The organism is Streptomyces sp. NPDC050535 (assembly GCF_044457665.1).
Taxonomy (GTDB): domain Bacteria; phylum Actinomycetota; class Actinomycetes; order Streptomycetales; family Streptomycetaceae; genus Streptomyces.
In genome coordinates this window covers 54,527-72,639 of sequence record NZ_JBITHE010000006.1, presented here as the reverse complement: position 1 = coordinate 72,639, position 18,113 = coordinate 54,527, and the positions used below count along the sequence as shown (strand labels likewise).

Annotated in this window: 15 protein-coding genes; 2 read left to right on the top strand and 13 right to left on the bottom strand. The window is 69.8% G+C overall.

Annotated features, from left to right (window positions below):
• Positions 1-81: 81 nt before the first annotated feature.
• The 10 genes from ACIBLC_RS15790 to ACIBLC_RS15745 form a co-directional block, all read right to left on the bottom strand.
• Complete coding sequence (locus ACIBLC_RS15790; RefSeq protein ID WP_399211505.1) at positions 82-1,008, bottom strand: slipin family protein; 927 nt, start codon at positions 1,006-1,008, stop codon at positions 82-84.
• A gap of 196 nt (positions 1,009-1,204) precedes the next feature.
• Positions 1,205-2,107 carry a S1 family peptidase gene (locus ACIBLC_RS15785; RefSeq protein ID WP_399211504.1) on the bottom strand — a complete coding sequence of 301 codons (903 nt, stop codon included), beginning with the start codon at positions 2,105-2,107 and terminating at the stop codon, positions 1,205-1,207.
• Between the two features lie 451 nt (positions 2,108-2,558).
• Entirely contained in the window at positions 2,559-3,341 is a 783-nt protein-coding gene (locus tag ACIBLC_RS15780) for a DUF1684 domain-containing protein (protein ID WP_399211503.1), read from the bottom strand.
• A gap of 4 nt (positions 3,342-3,345) precedes the next feature.
• Positions 3,346-4,644 carry an NtaA/DmoA family FMN-dependent monooxygenase gene (locus tag ACIBLC_RS15775; RefSeq protein ID WP_399211502.1) on the bottom strand — a complete coding sequence of 433 codons (1,299 nt, stop codon included), beginning with the start codon at positions 4,642-4,644 and terminating at the stop codon, positions 3,346-3,348.
• Positions 4,641-5,720, bottom strand: coding sequence for an LLM class flavin-dependent oxidoreductase (locus ACIBLC_RS15770; RefSeq protein ID WP_399211501.1), 1,080 nt, complete (start codon positions 5,718-5,720; stop codon positions 4,641-4,643). The genes ACIBLC_RS15775 and ACIBLC_RS15770 overlap by 4 nt, the downstream gene beginning before the upstream one ends.
• 70 nt (positions 5,721-5,790) lie before the next feature.
• Entirely contained in the window at positions 5,791-6,768 is a 978-nt protein-coding gene (locus ACIBLC_RS15765; RefSeq protein WP_399211500.1) for an ABC transporter substrate-binding protein, read from the bottom strand.
• Between the two features lie 83 nt (positions 6,769-6,851).
• Positions 6,852-7,604 carry an amino acid ABC transporter ATP-binding protein gene (locus tag ACIBLC_RS15760; RefSeq protein ID WP_399211805.1) on the bottom strand — a complete coding sequence of 251 codons (753 nt, stop codon included), beginning with the start codon at positions 7,602-7,604 and terminating at the stop codon, positions 6,852-6,854.
• Between the two features lie 47 nt (positions 7,605-7,651).
• A complete protein-coding gene (locus ACIBLC_RS15755; RefSeq protein WP_399211499.1) occupies positions 7,652-8,533 on the bottom strand; it encodes an amino acid ABC transporter permease in 882 nt (293 codons plus the stop codon).
• Between the two features lie 103 nt (positions 8,534-8,636).
• Positions 8,637-10,436, bottom strand: a complete 1,800-nt coding sequence (locus tag ACIBLC_RS15750; protein WP_399211498.1) for an FAD/NAD(P)-binding protein — start codon at positions 10,434-10,436, stop codon at positions 8,637-8,639.
• A complete protein-coding gene (locus ACIBLC_RS15745; RefSeq protein ID WP_399211497.1) occupies positions 10,433-11,278 on the bottom strand; it encodes an amino acid ABC transporter permease in 846 nt (281 codons plus the stop codon). The genes ACIBLC_RS15750 and ACIBLC_RS15745 overlap by 4 nt, the downstream gene beginning before the upstream one ends.
• 540 nt (positions 11,279-11,818) lie before the next feature.
• Between ACIBLC_RS15745 and ACIBLC_RS15740 the strand changes: the two genes are divergently transcribed.
• The gene (locus tag ACIBLC_RS15740; RefSeq protein WP_399211496.1) at positions 11,819-12,781 is read left to right on the top strand and encodes an ABC transporter substrate-binding protein; all 963 of its coding nucleotides are present in this window, start codon (positions 11,819-11,821) and stop codon (positions 12,779-12,781) included.
• A gap of 121 nt (positions 12,782-12,902) precedes the next feature.
• Here the strand turns inward: ACIBLC_RS15740 and ACIBLC_RS15735 are convergent, their stop codons facing one another.
• Entirely contained in the window at positions 12,903-14,078 is a 1,176-nt protein-coding gene (locus ACIBLC_RS15735) for a DUF5685 family protein (RefSeq protein WP_399211495.1), read from the bottom strand.
• A 290-nt stretch (positions 14,079-14,368) separates the two neighbouring features.
• On the opposite strand from ACIBLC_RS15735, the gene ACIBLC_RS15730 reads away from it, so the two are divergent.
• Complete coding sequence (locus tag ACIBLC_RS15730) at positions 14,369-14,809, top strand: cell division protein SepF (protein WP_399211493.1); 441 nt, start codon at positions 14,369-14,371, stop codon at positions 14,807-14,809.
• Between the two features lie 66 nt (positions 14,810-14,875).
• Here the strand turns inward: ACIBLC_RS15730 and ACIBLC_RS15725 are convergent, their stop codons facing one another.
• Both ACIBLC_RS15725 and ACIBLC_RS15720 read right to left on the bottom strand, forming a co-directional pair.
• On the bottom strand, positions 14,876-16,066 hold the full coding sequence (locus ACIBLC_RS15725) for an acyl-CoA dehydrogenase family protein (protein WP_399211491.1): 1,191 nt from the start codon (positions 16,064-16,066) through the stop codon (positions 14,876-14,878).
• Positions 16,067-16,245: 179 nt separating this feature from the next.
• Positions 16,246-17,853: an MFS transporter gene (locus ACIBLC_RS15720; RefSeq protein ID WP_399211489.1), complete on the bottom strand. Its 1,608-nt coding sequence runs from the start codon at positions 17,851-17,853 to the stop codon at positions 16,246-16,248.
• Positions 17,854-18,113 lie beyond the last annotated feature (260 nt).

Here is an 18,113-nt window from a genome sequence, read left to right as displayed (position 1 = left end):
TGCATCGCGAGGCTGACTCGACGCCCACTTTCGCAAGGCTGACAGGGGGCGAACACACTCGGCGAGTGCCCCTTGTGCACCCTACGAGGTCTGGTCCTGCCCTGTTTTCGCCCTTTCGGTATCCGATTCCACCAGGGCCTCGGCAGGCGGGAATTGCTCCCGCACCGATTCCTGAGACGGGGAGACGGACGAGGAGTCCGGGACGTGCGGCGAGGACGGTGGGGGCTGGGGTGCCGGCACCGGCGCCGGAGGCTGTGCGCGTTCCAGGAACCGCAGCAGTTCGACCGGGAAGGGCAGTACGAGTGTGGAGTTCTTCTCGGCGGCGACCGCCACCACGGTCTGGAGGAGGCGGAGTTGGAGCGCGGCGGGCTGCTCGGACATCACCCCGGCGGCTTCCGCCAGCTTCTTGGACGCCTGGAGTTCCGCGTCGGCGTTGATGATCCGCGCCCGGCGCTCGCGGTCGGCCTCCGCCTGCCGGGCCATCGACCGCTTCATCGTCTCCGGCAGGGACACGTCCTTGATCTCGACGCGGTCGATCTGCACACCCCAGCCGACCGCCGGGCTGTCGATCATCAACTCCAGGCCCTGGTTGAGCTTTTCGCGGTTGGACAGGAGATCGTCGAGATCGCTCTTGCCGATGATCGAACGGAGCGACGTCTGCGCCATCTGCGAGACCGCGAACTGGTAGTCCTCGACCTGGATGACCGCGTCCGCGGCGTCGATCACCTTGAAGTAGATGACCGCGTCCACCCGGACCGTGACGTTGTCCCGGGTGATGCCGTCCTGCGCCGGCACCGGCATCGTCACGATCTGCATATTGACCTTACGCAGCTTGTCGACGAAGGGCACGACCATCGTGAACCCCGGGCCGCGCACCGACGAGCGCAGTCTGCCGAGCCGCAGCACCACGCCCCGTTCGTACTGTTTGACGACACGGGCTCCGGCCATCACATAGACCAGCCCCACCGACGCGACGGAAACTCCCGCCGCCACCAGCTCCTCCACCATTACGGCCCCCCAGGGTCCGAAGTGGGCGCATCAGGCACGTACGTCGACGGTAACTCCGTCACCCGAGCAAGGGCGAGCCCCCGCACGGCAGTTGCGTGCGGGGGCTCGTCTGCTGCTGGCCGCAGATGGTGCGTGGGGGGTCCGGTGGTGCGTACCGCGGGTACCGCGTGAGTCGGCCAGGTGGTGCGGGCCGGTCCTAGAAGACGCTGACGCCGTAGGCGTTCAGGGCCTCGACGACCGGCTGGAAGAAGGTCGTGCCGCCGGAGGAGCAGTTGCCACTGCCGCCCGAGGTCAGACCGTAGGCGATACCGGAGCTGGAGTAGAGCGAACCGCCGGAGTCACCGGGCTCGGCGCAGACCGTGGTCTGGATCATGCCGTAGACGACATCGCCGCCGCCGTAGTTGACGGTCGCGTTGAGGGCGGTGACCCGGCCGCTGTGCGTGCCGGTGGTCGAGCCGTCACGGTAGACCGTGGTGCCCACGGACGGGGTGCCCGCGCTGGTGATGTCCACGCCGCCGGCGGTGCCCGCCTTGGCGATCGTGGTGTTGGTGTAGCGCACCAGACCGTAGTCGTTGGTCGGGAAGCTGGAGCCCGCCGTGGTCCCGAGCGTCGTGGTGTGCCCGGAGTTCGACCACCATGTGCCCGCACCGTCGGTGCAGTGACCGGCGGTCAGGAAGTAGTACGTGGAGCCGCTGCGGACGTTGAAGCCGAGGGAGCAGCGCCAACTGCTCGCGTAGATGGCGTCACCTCCCTGGATCAGCTTGTTGAACTTGCCCGGGACGTGCTTGATCTGCAGGGCACCGGCGTTGCCGCCCGCGGTGGTCTTGATCTCCGCGATCTCCGCCGCGGAGACGGTGCTGTCGACGGTGACGACGACCTTGTTGGTCTTCGCGTCGACCGCCCAGGCGGTGCCGGGAACATCGGCCTTGAGCACCGAGGAGCTGGCGCTCTTCAGCTCGGACGCGCTGAAGGGCTCCGCACCGCTCGCGCTCGAGGTGGGGATGGTGACAGCAGCTGCGGCCACGAGTCCGGTGGTGACGGCGATCAGCCGGGTCCGTCTCGCGATACCGCTGCGGGGGGTGGTGCGCTTGATCCTCACGTTCGTCCCTCCGATGGGGATGTCGGGGGCCCGCGTGGGGTCGGGGCCCGTGAGGCGCAGCCAGAGACACCCCCGTCCGGATTCCGGACAAGCCGTGCTCCTGACAAGCGCTGTGGGGGGAGTATTCGGCGGTGCGGCCAGTGTTCGCAAGGGCCCCTTTTGGTCACCTGAGGTTCAACTGACCAACGTTACAAGGGGGTTGATCATGCGTCAGTCACTCCCCGGAGCTACGCGTGTTGACAGGCGCCGACCATGTCACCGCACTGATCACCGGCGACCACCCCCCTCATCGGGTCCGGCCACCCGGCGCGCCGGGCAGTGGCCGAGAATGGCGAATTCTTGACATGCACACAGCCATCTCACAGGGAGATACGATCCGGGCGCACGAACGCGCGCCGACGAGAACCACCGTCGGCGCGCGCGTGCCGTGAACCCGATCCCGTCGGACGACTCAGAGCAGGTTCCGCTCCCCCGCCGCGATCGCCGTGCCCAGGGTGTTCCCGGGCGGCGGGAACGGGCAGATGAAGTGATCCGCGAAGGCACACGGCGGGAGCACGGCCCGGTTGAAGTCCACCGTCGTACGCCCCTCGGCGTCGGGCGCCGCCGGCCGCAGGAACCGGAAGCGGTGGCTGCTGTCCCCGCTCGTGGAGTCGGCGAACACGGCCCAGAGCGAGCCGTCGCTCTCCACCGAGACCTGGAGCGTGAGGTCCTGTCCGTCGAGGGTGAAGGCGAGCACCCCGCCGAGTCCCAGCCCGCGCGCCCGCCCGTCCGCGTTCTCGACACGCACGGTGCGGCTCTCGCCGTACGGCGTGAAGTGCCCCGGCACCGACCAGCGCGGATCGTACTCGGTCGCCTCGATGCCCTTGAAGGCCTGCCGCCCGGGTGAGCCGGGGTCGAACTCGCGTACGCCCCAGATCCCCTCCCGTACGAGAACGACGAACCGGTGCTCGCCGTGCCCGACGCGGGCTCCGTCCGCCGGGCCGAGGTCGGCGCCGAGCGTGATCTCACCGGTGAAGGGCTTCCCGTCGACGGTGAGACCGTCCTCGGCCGCCGCCGTCAGGAGGACCGCGTCGTCCTCGGCGGCCCACCGTCCCGGGATGCCCGGAAGCTGTCCCTCCGGATAGTCCTCGATCCAGTGGGTGCCCGTGAGGGCGAGCGGTCCATAGGGCGCGGACACCGTCGTGGTGCGGTGCTCGTGCCAGTGCTTCCAGTCCTCGGATGCGTCCGTCGTCATGTGATCAACCCTTCCACACCGGATCCGGCAACCCGAGGTGTGAGCGCAGCGTCGTGCCCGTGTATTCCGTACGGAACGCACCGCGCTCCTGGAGCAGCGGCACCACCCGGTCCACGAACTCGTCGAGGCCGCCGGGCGTCAGATGGGGTACGAGGATGAAGCCGTCGACGGCGTCCCGCGTCACGAACTCGTCGAGCTCGGCGGCGACGGCCTCCGGGGTGCCGATGAAGGACTGCCGGCCGCTCGCCTCGATCACCGTCTGCCGGATCGACAGCCCCTTCTCGTGCGACAGGGCCCGCCACTTCTCGGCGACCGCGAAGGGATCGGCGACCTTCACCCGCCCCTGGACCAGGGTCGATTCGGGCTCCGGGCCGATGTCCGGAAGGGGGCCGTCGGGGTCGTACGAGGAGAGGTCGACACCCCAGATCTGCTCCAGCGCGAGGATCGCGTTCTGCGGCGATATCTGCAGGCGGCGGATCTCGGCGGCCCGCTCCTGGGCCTCGGCGGCGGTGTCGCCGAGCACGACGGTGACCCCGGGCATGATCTTCAGGTCCTGGGGCGCCCGGCCGTACCTCGCGAGCCGCCCCTTCACGTCGGCGTAGAACTGACGGCCCGCCTCAAGCGTGCCGTGCCGCGTGAAAACGACGTCGGCGGCGGACGCGGCGAACTCGCGCCCCTCCGGCGAGTCCCCGGCCTGGATGACGACCGGATGGCCCTGCGGCGAGCGCGGGACGGCGAACTCGCCCGCGATGTCGAAGTGCCGCCCCCGGTGCGCGAACGGACGCGGCAGACCGTCCGGCGTCCAGGAGTCCCACAACTCCCGTGCCGTGGCGAGGAACTCGGCGGCACGCTGGTAGCGGTCGGCACGGTCGAGGTAGCCGCCGCGCCGGAAGTTCTCCCCGGTGAAGGCGTCCGCGGAGGTCACCACGTTCCAGGCGGCCCGGCCGTCGCTGAGGTGGTCCAACGTGGCGAATCTGCGGGCGAGTTCGTACGGCTCATTGAAGGTCGCGTTGACCGTGGCGGCCAGACCGAGCCGCTCGGTGACGGCCGCGAGCGCGTTGAGCACGGTGATCGACTCGGGCCGTCCCACCACGTCCAGGTCATGAATACGCCCCCGGTGCTCACGCAGCCGCAGCCCCTCCGCGAGGAAGAAGAAGTCGAAAAGACCGCGCTCGGCGGTGCGCGCGAGATGCTCGAAGGAGGCGAAGCCGATCTGGGACCCGGACCGCGGATCGGCCCAGACGGTGGTGTTGTTGACGCCGGGAAAGTGCGCGGCGAGGTGCAGTTGCCTGCGTACGGTCATGACGTTCCCCCTGTCACGGCGTACTGGTTGGCGGGCCGGGCGAGCCCGAGGTGCTCCCGGAGCGTGCTGCCCGGATAGAAGGTGCGGAACAGGCCGCGGTGCTGGAGCAGTGCCACCGTTCCGTTGACGAGCCGCTCCAGGTCACGGTGCGGTTCGACGGGCGTGAGGTGGAAGCCGTCGACGGCGGCGGCCTGGTGCCAGGAGGCGATCAGGTCGGCGAGGTCGACGGGGCCGCCCCGGTACAGCGGGCCCTGCGCGGTCTGCCGGGGTCCGCCGCCGCCGTGCCCCCGCTCGGCCGCGTGCTCGCCGTCACCGAGGTCGACGGTGAGTCCGGCGAGGACGCGCAGCTCGTCCGGGTCCCGCCCGAACCGCGCGGCCCCGTCCCGCAGTTCGGCCCTTACGGCACGGGCCTGCGCCGGGCCCGCGACCCGCACGAGCGCCACGTCGGCGTACCGGGCCGCGGTCTGCCGGGCATGGCCCCCGGTCGCGTCGACGACCCGGACGGGGTGACCCTGCGGAGGGCGCGGCACGATCGAGGGACCCCTCACCGAGAAGGTCGGGCCCTCGAAGTCGACGTGATGCAGCTTGTCCCGGTCGATGAAGCGCCCGGTCGTTTCGTCGCGTATCTCGGCGTCGTCCTGCCAGCTGTCCCACAACCGGGCGGCCACGTCGGCGACTTCACCGGCCTCCCGCCACAGCGCGTCGGCGGGCGCGGCGTGCCGACGGCCGAACAGCCGCGCCTCGCCCTCGGACGTCGACACGTCGATCTGCCAGCCGGCCCGGCCCCGGCTGACCCAGTCGAGGGTGGCCACGGCCGCCTGGACGTGGAAGGGCTCGGTGTGCGTGGTGGTCACGGTCGGCACCAGACCGACCCGGCGGGTGACGGGCGCGACCCGTGCGAGGACGGCGAGCGCGTCGGGCCCCGGACGCGCGAAGGTGTCGCCGACCGTCACGAAGTCGAGTGCCCCGCGCTCGGCGAGCTGCGCCAGCTCCACGTGGGAGGCGGCGTCGTAGGCCGCCCGTTGGTCGAGGGCGGCGGCCAGGTGCAGCAGCGCCCGGCCGTTCGGTGCGGTCATTGAGTGGAACCTCTCAGCGGGGAGCCGGGGAGCGGCGGGACCCGTGCGGGTCCCGCCGGACCCGGGTGGACTACGACTCGGTCTTCGGCAGACCGGCGGGGTTGATCTCGGACTTCTCGACGGCCTCGGTCGACAGCCCCCAGCGCTTGAGCACCTCGGCGTACGTGCCGTTCTCGATCACGTGGTCGATGGCGGCCGCGTAGGCGTCCACGAGGCCGCTGTCCTTCTTCGTGGTGGCGGCGATCTTGCCCTGGAGCTCGTCGCCGGCGCCGGAGAGCGTGCCGACGACGACGGTCTGGCCGGCGGACGCGACGTGGTAGGCGGCGGACGGGCTCGGGCCGAGGTAGGCGTCGATACGTCCCGACTGGAGCGCCAGGTAGTAGTCGGTGTCCTTCTGGAAGTACTTGATGTCCACCGGCTCGAGACCGGCGTCCTCGTTCTGCTTGCTCCAGTCGACGAGGATCTTCTCCTGGTTGGTGCCGGAGGAGACGGCGATGGTCTTGCCCGCGATGTCCTTGGGCACCTTGACCGCCCAGTCGACGTCCTTCTTCGCCTCGAACGAGATGTTGTCGAGGCGGTAGGTCGCGAAGTCGTACTTCTCCTTGCGCTCCTCGGTGACGGTGACGTTGGAGAACACGGCGTCGAACTTGCCGCTGTCCAGCCCGACGAAGAGGTTCTCCCAGGAGACCTCCTCGTTGTCGAGCTTGAGCCCGAGGGTGTCCGCGACGAGCGTCGCGAGGTCGATCTCCGAGCCGATCCGGGTTTTGTCGTCGGTCGCGTAGAAGCCGAGTGGCGGCGAGGCGTCGGCACTCTGGCCGAGCTTCAGCGTGCCGCGCTTGATGACGGCGGCAGGCACGAGCGCGGCGATCTCGTCGACCTTCTTGCCGCGAACGCGGTTCTGGTCGGGGCCGATGTTGATGTTGCCGACCTTCTTGGTGTCCGAACCGCCCGTCCCGGTAGCCGCGTCACTGTCACCGCCGCAGGCGCTGAGCAGCGGTGCGGTGACGAGGGCGGCGACGGAGACTGCGAAGGTGCGTCGGGACAGCATGGGCGAACTCCTATGAGTGGCAGGGAATTTCAGAAACAGACAGAAGGAACGGAAGGAAGGAACGGACAGGACGGAAGGCGGCTTCAGAGGACCTTGGAGAGAAACGCCCGGGTCCGTTCGTGCCGCGGCTTGTCGAGTACGTCTCCAGGGGCGCCCTGCTCGACGACGCGGCCGTCGTCCATGAAGACGACGGTGTCGGCGACCTCGCGGGCGAAGCCGATCTCGTGCGTGACCACGATCATCGTGGTGCCCTGGTGGGCCAGGTCCTTGATGACGTCGAGGACTTCGCCGACCAGCTCGGGGTCGAGTGCGGAGGTGGGCTCGTCGAAGAGCAGCAGTTTCGGCTCCAGGGCCAGCGCGCGGGCGATCGCGACGCGCTGCTGCTGACCGCCGGACAGCTGCTTCGGGTAGGCGTCCGCCTTGTCGGAAAGACCCACCCGGTCGAGCAGTTTCCGCGCGGCCTGCACGGCGTCCCTGCGCGGACGCTTCAGCGCGGAGACCGGCGCCTCGACGATGTTGTCGAGCACGGTGAGGTGCGGGAAGAGGTTGAAGTTCTGGAAGACGAAGCCGATCTGGGTGCGCTGCCTGAGGATCTCGCGCTCGCGCAGTTCGTACAGCTTGTCGCCGGAGCGCCGGTAGCCGACGAGGGTGCCGTCGACGCTGATCCAGCCCTGGTCGACCTTCTCCAGGTGGTTGATGGTGCGCAGCAGCGTCGACTTGCCGGATCCGGAAGGGCCGAGGATGACGGTGACCTCTCCGGTCCGCACCTCGAGGTCGACGCCCTTGAGCACTTCCAGCGAACCGAAGCTCTTGTGGACGGACTTGATGTCGACCATCGGTCCCGTCCGGTCCTGTGTGCCCTCGTCCTTCGTGACCGTGGCGCTCATCGGGTGGCCCCCTTCGAGAAGTGTCGTTCGACGTAGTACTGGAGGACCGAGAGCACCGTGGTCAGGAGGATGTACCAGGCGGTGGCGACCATCAGGAGCGGGACGACCCGGCCGTTGCGGCCGTAGATCACCTGGACCTGGTAGAAGAGTTCGCCGATCGCCATCACGGAGACGATCGAGGTGCCCTTGAAGAGGGAGATCACCTCGTTGGCGGCGTTCGGCAGGATCGAGCGCATCGCCTGCGGCAGCACGATCCGCCGGATCTGCCGCAGCTTGGGGATGCCGAGCGCTGCCGCCGCCTCCAACTGGCCGCTGTCGACGGCCAGTACGCCGCCACGCACGATCTCCGCCGCATAGGCCGCCTGGTGCAGCGCGAGCCCGAGCACCGCCGCGCTCATGGCCCCCACCAGGTCCATCGTGGGGAAGGAGAAGAAGCCGGGCCCGAACGGGATGCCGAACTGCAACTCCTGGTAGAGATAGGCGAGGTTGAACCAGAAGAGCAGTTGCACGATCAGCGGGATCGAGCGGAACGCCCAGATGTACGCGAAGGCCACGCCCTTCAGGAACGGGCTCGCCGACAGCCGCATGAAGGCGAGCACGATACCGAGCGCGAAGCCCAACGCCGTTCCGTAGAAAGTCAGTTGGATGGTTACCCAGACGGCCTTCAGGACCACGTCCGCGGTGATGTAGTCGGCGAACACCTCCCACTCCCAGCCGGCGTTGGTGACGAGCCCGTGCGCGAACTGCGCGAGCAGCACGGCGGTCGCGACGACGGCGGCCCAGCGCCAGGGGTGGCGGACGGGCACGACCTTGAGCGCGCCGAGATCCTCCGGTTCGGTAGCCGTTCTGGCTCGGGGTGGATCACTGGTCAGAGACATGGGGTTCCTCGGGGCGTGATGGGACGTGAGCGGAACGCCGGGCGGGTACGGCGGCGGGCCGGGAGGCGGAGAGCCGGGAGGTGAGCGCGTCGTGCTCGGAACTTCAGGCCGCGGCCCGACAGGAGAGCGCGCGCAGGAACGCCAGCGCCGCACGGGCGGCAGCGTCGTTCTGCCGGAAGGCCGGACCGCCGGTGCGCGGCCGGGTGAACGCTCCGGAGCCGCGCGCGTCGGTGTGCGGACCGAGCGCGAAACGCCGGGGGTGCGGAGTGCCGGAGCGGTCCAGGACCCGGCTGTCGACGGGGTCCACGGCGAGCAGTCCCTCGGGAGTGGCGGCGGCCCCCTCCGCGTACAGCCCGCGCAGCAGCGGATCGCTGGTGCGCTCGACCGTGGGGTGCGGCAGCCGTGCCTCGACGAGCGCGCGGGCCTCGACACTCGCGCCGGGCAGGGTGGCGCCGGCCGCCCGGAAGACGCCGTCCTCCGCGGTGACGGTCATGTCGGCGCCCACGAACCTCAGGATCCCGGCCCGCGACAGGGCCAGCATCTGCCGCAGCCGGGGCCCGGGCGGCCCCGACGCCAGATAGCTGAAGAACGCGTGCCACCACGGGCCGATGTCGCCGAGCCGGACCAGTTGACCGTATACGGAGAGCAGCCCGAGGAAGACGGCCAGATCCGGGCTGCTGGACGGATCATGACGCCGTGTCAGATCCCCTTCGATGTACGCGCGCAGGCCCGCCTGCAGTTCCTCGTACGACGTGAACCGCACCCCGTCCAGCGGATGGTCGAGGGCGGCGAGGTCGAGCCGGTCGGCCGGGTCGGGCACGGCGGACGCCACCAGTGCCTGGATCTCGGCGGAGTCGGCGCCCGCGTACTTCTCCTCGAAGTCCGTCCAGGCCATCCGCGTCCGCTCGGAGTGGGCCGCGAACAGCCGGTGGTAATGCGCGAACCCCAGCTCCTTCTCGACCAAAGGCTGGACGTCCCGCCGGAAGTCGAACCCGTCCGGCCGCGCGAGCAGTCCGTCGATCTCGGCGGGCCCCAGGAACCGCGGCAGCGGCGGCCGTTCGCCCTCCCAGTCGTAACCGATCTTGGAGTGATAGGGAACCCCGCGCCGTGAGCCGACGTACAGGATCGGCTCGCGCCCGGACGGAATGTACGTCTCCCCCTCGTGGCGGCCGCCGCGCCCCTCCGTCAGCAGCACCATCAGGTCGACGAAGGCGAGCCCGAAGCCGCGCACCAGCACCGGTTCACCCGCCTCCAGCGCGGACAGGTCACTGTCGGCGGTGAAGTCGGGCGGCAGGTGCACCAGCCCGTGCCGCTCCGCGTACGCGGCCAAGTCCCGCTGCTCGTCGTCGAGTTCGGCGTCGAGGTGACCGAGTGCCAGGACCACGAGGTCGGCGAGGAGCGGGTGCGGCACGCCCTCCAGCCACACCCGCTGGCGGCCTCCGCGAGGCCCGTCGACGCGCAGGGCGCGCCGCTGGTGGTGCTGGACCCGGATGCCCGACGGGAGGGCGTCCACGGTCCGTTCGTACACCCAGCGCAGGTAGGTGCCCTGACGCTGCCGGTCCGCGAAGACGCGTCCGTCGAGGCCCGCCCACTCGTGCAGCGTGGGGCCTTCGAGCACCGGCCCGTCCATGGCCACCGTCTCGTCGGTGAACATGGTGACGTCCTGGGCCTGCGAGTTCATCCACAGCAGCGGTGACTGCTCCTCGCGCCAGATGCGTCCGCCGCCCGGCGGACAGGGATCGACGAGGTGGATGTCGAAACCCTCGGCGCCCTCGGCGCCCTCGGCGCCCTGCGCGCCCGGATCCCCGTACAGGTCGGGCAGGTTGGCGGCGATCCGCTCCAGGAGGCCGGTCCCGCGCGGCCCGGCGCCGACGATCACGAGCGCGGGGCGTCCGGTGCTCATCGGGTGCGCTCCGAACCGCGCGCGTAGTGCCGCTCCACGTAGTACTGGCCGACGCTGAGCACCGAGGTGACGACGACGTACCAGAGCGTGGCCACCATCAGCAGCGGCATGACCTGGTAGGTGCGGTGGTAGACGAGCTGGACGGAGTAGAGCAGGTCCTGCACGGCGATGACGCTGACGATGGAGGTGCCCTTGAGGGTGCCGATCAGCATGTTCCCGGCCGGCGGCACGATGGAGCGCATCGCCTGCGGCAGCACGATCTTCCACCAGCGGCGCCACCGGCTCAGACCGAGCGCCTGCGCGGCCTCGATCTGGCCGCGGTCGACGGAGAGGATGCCGCCGCGCACCACCTCGGCGGCGTACGCGGCCTCGTGCAGGGTGAGGCCGATGATGGCGACGGTGACCGGGCCGAACAGGTTCACCGTCTTGATCCCGAGGATCTCCGGGTACAGCACCCCGATGTTGAACCAGAACAGCAGCTGCACCAGGATCGGCATCGACCGGAACAGCCAGACGTATCCCCAACTCACCGCCCTCAGCACGGGGTTGGCGGACAGCCGGAACGCGGCGAGCAGGGTGCCGAGGGCGAAGCCGAGCGCCATGACGAGCACGGTCAGCCAGAGGGTGAGCCAGAGTCCGCGCAGCACCGCGGCGGTCGTGAAGTAGTCGCCCACGACATCCCACTGGAAGGCGTCGTTGCGCACTACGGAGTTGAGAGCGAGCCCGAGCAGGACCAGGACCACAGCGGCGGCGGTCCACTGGCCGAGACGGCGCCGCGGGACGATGCGCGGGGGTGCCGCGTCTTCCGGCGCGGCCACCTTGGTGAGGGTGTCGGACGACATGCGAAGGCTCCGTGATGCGTCGAGTCGAACACGGTGGTGCCTTCACACGGGGCCGCACGGTCACCGGGACCGGGCGGACCACACAGGGCGTCACGAGGACGCCCCGACGGCCGAGCCCCTCAGCATGGCCGTCGGTCGAGAGTACGGGGGCGTTTCCCCTCACTGTCAAGGGTGTCCACACTGTGAGCCGTACGTCTCAGGCCAGTTGACGCGAATACGGATGCCTGTTCCACTTGGCCCATGCACTCGCAGCAGTGGCTGGTCACGCGCTCCCACATCGACTTCGGTCGAGTGTGGTCCTCTTCCTGTTGAGCTGACCTCCGGCACCCTGTCCGACGGGTGCTTTCTGCTTTTTCCCGGTGCCTCCTGAGCACCGTCGCCCACGCCTTCACACGCGTTCTCCGCGCCCCCCTCGCGCACTGATCTCACTTTCCCGCTGCCTTCCGCCGGCCTGCTCTCTGCCCCTGCCCGGCTTCCGCCTGCCTTCCGCCTTCCGCCTTCCGCCTTCCGCCTTCCGCCTGCTCAGGAGATCCGTACGCCATGAGTACGCTTTCGCGACCCCGAAGTCGCCGTCTCATACCTTTCGCCCTGATGACCTCCGCGGCGCTGCTGCTCACGGCATGCGGTTCCGGAGACCCGGAAAGCACGGGCTCCGGCGGCACCGACGCCCAGGCCGCGGTCAACAGCGACGGAATCCCGACGACCGACGTGGTCTCGGCCGTCAAGAAGGACGCGGCGGCGGCGAGGTTGCTGCCCTCCGGGGTCAGCGGCCTCGACATCGCGGTCAGCGTCTCCGGTCAGCCGCCCGGCACCGCCTACCTGGAGGACGGCAAGACGCTCGCAGGTCAGGACGTCGACTTCGCGAACGCGGTCGCGAAGGCCCTCGGCATCGACCTCGACTACCAGGCCGCGAGCTTCGAGGCGATCCTGCCGGCCCTCGACAGCGGCAAGTACGACCTCGGGATCGGCAACTTCGGTGTGACCGACGAGCGTCGCGCGACCATCGACTTCGTCACGTACATCAACGACGGCCAGGGCTTCGCCACCCGCGACGACAGCAAACTGACGAAGATCACCGATCTGAAGCAGCTGTGCGGTCTGAACGTGGCGACCGCGGCGGGCACGACCTTCGAGGCGACGCTGGAGGACAACAAGAAGGTCTGCACGGACGCGGGCGAGGACGCGTACAAGGTGCAGACGTACAGCGAGCAGGGCGCGATCTGGTCCTCGCTGCAACAGGGCCGCAGCGACATCGTGATGAGCACGATCAACGGTCTGCGTTACGCGGTCGCTCACCAGCAGGGCGTGAAGTTCCTCAGCGAGTACCACCGCCTCGACGTCGGCTTCGCCTTCAAGAAGGGCACGGAGCTGGCACCCGCCTTCCGGGCCGCGGTGAACCAGCTCATCGCCGACGGGACGTACGGCAAGATCCTCAAGAAGTGGGGCACGACCGGCTCGGAGATCGAGAAGTCGGAGATCTCGCCGCCGGAGATCAAGGACTGAGGCGGTCGCCCGCCGCGGCCGGGGTCCGTCCCGTACAGACCACCCACCGCGAAGCCCGGGTTCCGTCCCGCGCAGGCGGCGGGACGGAACCCCCAAGCATCGCGGGAGCCCGGCGCGTCCGTCAGCAGTCGCACCCGCAGTCGCAACCGTCACAGCAGTTGCCGCAGCAGTCACCGCACTGGCAGCAGTCGCCGCACCCACTGCAGTCGCAGTCGCCCTGGTTGCAGAGTCCTTCCCTGCGCTGCCGGCTCCACGGGTCCTCGAACTCACCGCAGCACATCTGACACGTACAGGCCAGCCCCGCCCACACCAGACAGCCCGCGATGAGCCCGCGCCGGTCACGGCGCGGCGGCTCCGGCGGAAACGGTGGTCCGCCCGGTCCGCCGGGCGGCGCGTACGGTCCGGTCGGCGGACCGTATACATCTACCCGGTGCCCGCACGAGCTCGTACCGAAGGCGCGGTCCACGGAGTTCCGCAGTTCGTGCGCGAGCAGGATGTGCGCCAGCCGCGCATCGGTGAACTCGACCTCGCGCAGCGCCAGCCGTATACCGTGCAGCGCGTCATCGGCGAGCCGCCGCGCCTCCGCGAGAGACGTCCCGGTCCCCGTGAGCGGGTTCCACGCGCCCGACGCGGCGTCAGTTTCCCGGTCCTCCACGGCATCCAGGAGATGTGCGAGCCGCCCGAAGAGCCGTCCGGCCTCGGCGAGCGGCACCGCGTTGCCCGGGCGTCCGGCGAGGACGGCGGTGTGCGCGAAGGCCGCCGCGGTCGCGGTCTCGGTCGGCTCGGTGACGGTCAGCAGCGGCGTCCCGAGCCCGGCGAGCGCCTCGACACCGATCTGGCGGTCCACGGCGTCGACCAGCACCGCCGTGTCGAATCCGACGTCCGCGCCGGTACGCGCACCCGCGCGCCCCCAGTTCCTGGCGACCCGGCGCGCGGCGAGCGCCACCGGCCCGCGCGCCAACAGCCCGTCCCCGTCCGCCACGTGGTCGCGCACCTTGGCTGACGCGAGCACCAGTGACACGGCGGCGGCGAGGCGAGCGCCCTCGCCCTGCGCGACGGACGCCGTGCGCATGCCGCGCAACGGACAGGGCCCCGCCGTACGCCGCAACCCTCCATCGGGTCCGGCCTGAGCTTCCGTCAGAACCGATACCAGCAGCCCGTCATAGTTGGTGACGACCCTGGCGAACTGACCGTGGTCCCCGCGCAGCGCGAGGCACAGCCCGCACAAATGCGCCATCCACTGCGTCTTGAGTCCTTCACCGAGGCGATGACTGCAAGGCCTCACAATCCCGAACACGACACTCCCCCGTGATGCGTACGAAGTTGAGCTGCGGCATCGTATCCACCACCTCGTTCACCCGTACGCACCATCCGTCACCCGAACGCCGTCGAGAATCATATTTCACTCTCAGTCAGCAGCCGTACACAGCAGGACCCTTGGGAAACGCGGGCTCTCGACGAATTCGCTGTGCACCAGTACCGTCACGAAACCCCCGCGCGGCGTCTATCCCCTTGGCGCTACATCCGCATCATGGACGACCATGGGGATGCGGAAAGCAAGAAAGACCGCTGTGAGAGGAGGCGTCCATGGGATCGGTGCGCAAGGCGAGTGCCTGGCTTGGCCTCGTCGACGACAACGATGACGAGCGTTACTACGACGACGACAACTACGCCGAAAGCCCGGAGACCGGCGATGCCTGGGTGACCGACCCTCGTGTGAAGGTCGCGTCCGAGACGGCTGAGGTGAAGGGCCGCCGGATCGGCACGGTCACCCCGGACAGCTTCCGGGACGCACGTGGAATCGGCGAACTCTTCCGGGACGGCGTCCCGGTCATCATCAACCTCACGTCCATGGAGCCCGCCGACGCCAAGCGCGTGGTGGACTTCGCGGCCGGCCTGACCTTCGGCCTGCGCGGCACCATCGAGCGGGTCGCCACCCGCGTCTTCCTGCTGACCCCTGCCAACACGGAGATCGTCAGCGGCGAGGCCGCGAGCCGTCCCACGGACGGTTTCTTCAACCAGAGCTGAGGCAGGGCCGCTCACCGGCCCTGCCTTGCCGGGGTCCTTGCGGGTTCCTCCGGAGTCGCGAGATTCCTACCGGAAGGCATCGAGTCCGGTGAGCGCCTTGCCCAGCACGAGTTGATGCATTTCGACGGTGCCCTCGTAGGTGAGCACCGACTCCAGGTTCGTGGCGTGCCGCATCACCGGGTATTCCAGCGAGATGCCGTTGGCGCCGAGAATGGTGCGGGCGGTCCGGCAGATCTCGATCGCCTCCCGCACGTTGTTGAGCTTGCCGAAGCTGACCTGCTCCGGGCGCAGCCGCCCCGCGTCCATGCGCCGCCCCAGGTGATGGGCGAGCAGAATCCCCTTGTGCAGTTCGACCGCCATGTCGGCGAGTTTGGCCTGGGTGAGCTGGAAGCCGCCGATGGGCCGCCCGAACTGCTCGCGCGTCTTGGCGTATTCGAGGGCGGCCTCGAAACTGGCCCGCGCGGCGCCCATCGCGCCCCACACGATCCCGTACCGCGCGTGTGACAGACACGCCAGCGGCCCCTTCAGCCCGGTGACCTCCGGCAGTACGGCGTCGGCGGGCAGCCTCACGTCGTCAAGGATCAGTTCGCTGGTGACGGAGGCGCGCAACGACCACTTGTGCTTGATCTCGGGAGCGGAGAACCCGGCCGCGTCGGTGGGCACGACGAATCCCCGGATCCCCTCGTCGGTCTGCGCCCACACCACGGCGACCCCGGCGACGGACCCGTTGGTGATCCACATCTTCCGCCCGTTGAGGACCCAGTCCCCGCCGTCGCGCTTGGCGTACGTCCGCATGGAGCCGGGGTCGGAACCGTGGTCGGGTTCGGTGAGCCCGAAGCATCCGATCACCTCACCTGCGGCCATCCCGGGCAGCCACCGCTGCTTCTGCTCCTCGGATCCGAACCGGTGGATCGCGTACATCGCCAGCGACCCCTGCACGGACACGAGCGACCGGATCCCGGAGTCGGCCGCCTCGAGTTCCAGACAGGCGAGCCCGTACTGCACGGCGGACGCCCCCGCGCACCCGTACCCCCGGAGCGACATTCCGAGCGCCCCGAGCCCGCCCAACTCCCGTGCCAGCTCCCGGATGCCGGGCAGCTCCCCCTTCTCGTACCACTCGGCTACATACGGCAGCACCCGGTCCGCGGCCCATGCCCGCACGGTGTCGCGGACCGCCAGGTCCTCGGCGTCCAGGAGGTCGTCGACACCCAGCGGGTCGGCGGGGTCGAAGGGGGGCAGCTTCGAGGACGCGGACATGGCACAGCCTCCGGAACTCTAAAACTAGCAGCGCTAGTTACGGATACGACGCCGACGTTACGACGCAGTGTCCCGCACGTCCAGGGGCTCGCGAACGGGCAGCCGCCGACGGCGGGCGACTCTCACGGGAGACCCTCACTCCTTGTCGAGGCCGCACAAGCGGTGCGCGGGCGGGAGAACTACACGGACACGCGGGACGACTCGACTTCCCGGGGTGAGGGAATCCCCGCCTGGCCTGCCGCAGGCGCCTCGCACTCCATGACCCGCGGCAGCCGCAGCGCCATGACGGCCCCGAGGAGCAGCAACCCCGCGCTGACCAGCAGCGTCACATGCAGCCCATGCACAAAGGAGTCCCGGGCCGCCTGCCGCAGGACAGCACCGGGATGCCCGCCGAGCCGCGCGGCGACCTCGTAAGCCTCTCCCAGGGAGTGCCCCGCCGCCTTGGAATCGGAGGCCGGAACCCCCGGAACCGACGACAGCCGGGGTGTGTACGCCGCGTTCATCACACTCCCCAGGAGCGCGATGCCGATGCCGGCACCGAGTTGGTACGAGGTCTCCCCGATCGCGGCGGCCCCTCCCGCCTGGGCCGGAGGCGCCTCGCTCAGCATCGACTCGTACGCGCCGAAGAGCGTCATCTCCAGCCCGAAGCCGAGAAGCACGAACCCGATGAGCAGCAGTCCCGTGTTGTCGCGTCCGCCCATCGGCAAGAGCGTCACCACCGCGGCGGCGGTGACGCAGAACCCGGAGCAGACCATCGTGCGCGGTCCGAACCGCCGCAGCATCTTCGCGCCCGCCAGCCCCGCCGCCATCGCGGCGACGGTGAGCGGCAGCAGCCGCAGCCCGGTCTCCAGCGGCGAGAGTCCGAGCACGAGCTGGAGGTACTGGGCGGCGATCAGCTCCAGTCCGACCAGGGCGAGCATGGCGAGCACGATGCAGCAGACGGACGTGCTGAACGCGGGCCGGGAGAACATCCGCAGATCGACCAGCGGATGCTCGCGCCGCCGCTGTCGTCGCACGAAGGCGACCATCAGTGCCGCGCCGGCCAGCAGCGGCACCAGGGTGAACGGGCTGAAGGGCGCCTCGCCACCGCCGAGCCGCTTCACGCCGAGGACGAGCCCGAAAAGCGCGGCGGCGCCCATCAGCGCGCCGACGACGTCCCAGGGTCCCTTGCCGTCGCCCTTCGACTCGGGCAGCAACAGTCGCCCGATGGGCAGGCTGACCAGCATCAGCGGGATGTTGACGAGGAAGACGGAACCCCACCAGAAGTGCTCCAGCAGAAATCCGCCGAGCAGTGGCCCGATCGCGGCGCCCACGGCGGCGACGGCACTCCAGATACCGATCGCGAGCGCCCGCTCCCGCCGGTCGGGGAAGACCTGCCGCAGGATGGAGAGCGTCGCGGGCATGATCATCGCGCCGCCGACGCCGAGCAGGGCGCGCGCGGCGATGAGCGTCTGCGCGCTGTCGGCGAAGGCCGCGAGTCCGGAGGCGACGCCGAAGAGCGTGTACCCGAGGAGGAGGATCCGGCGGCGTCCGACACGGTCACCCAGCGTGCCGAAGAGGATGAGGAGCGAGGCGCAGACGAGCGGGTAGACGTCGACGATCCAGAGGAGCTCTATCCCGCCGGGCTTGAGGTCCTCGGTGACGGCGGGCACCGCGACATGCAGCACGGTGGCGTCGAGGGCGACCAGGAGCAGGCTGACGCAGAGGACGACAAGGACGACCCAGCGGTTGGCACCGGCCCCGGTCTCCCGACGGCATCGCGCAGCGGCCGTAGTCGTCCCGGACATGCACTACCTCCCAGATGTTCCCTCGCGTTCGGCGGGACCGCGGGGTGGGGACTCCCTGCGGTTGCGGCCTGGGAGAGCGGAGTCCCGGCCCACGCAACAAAGGCGAGTGAGCCGTCAGCGTACGCGAGTTCCAGCCGTTGGCGCGTGGCGGACCTCTCACGTTGCTTCCACCGGGGTGTGGCGTACGCCACACACCCTCGCATCCAGGTACGCCCCGCCGAGCCGCCCGGTTCCTGGTGACAGTCCGTGAGCACACGCAC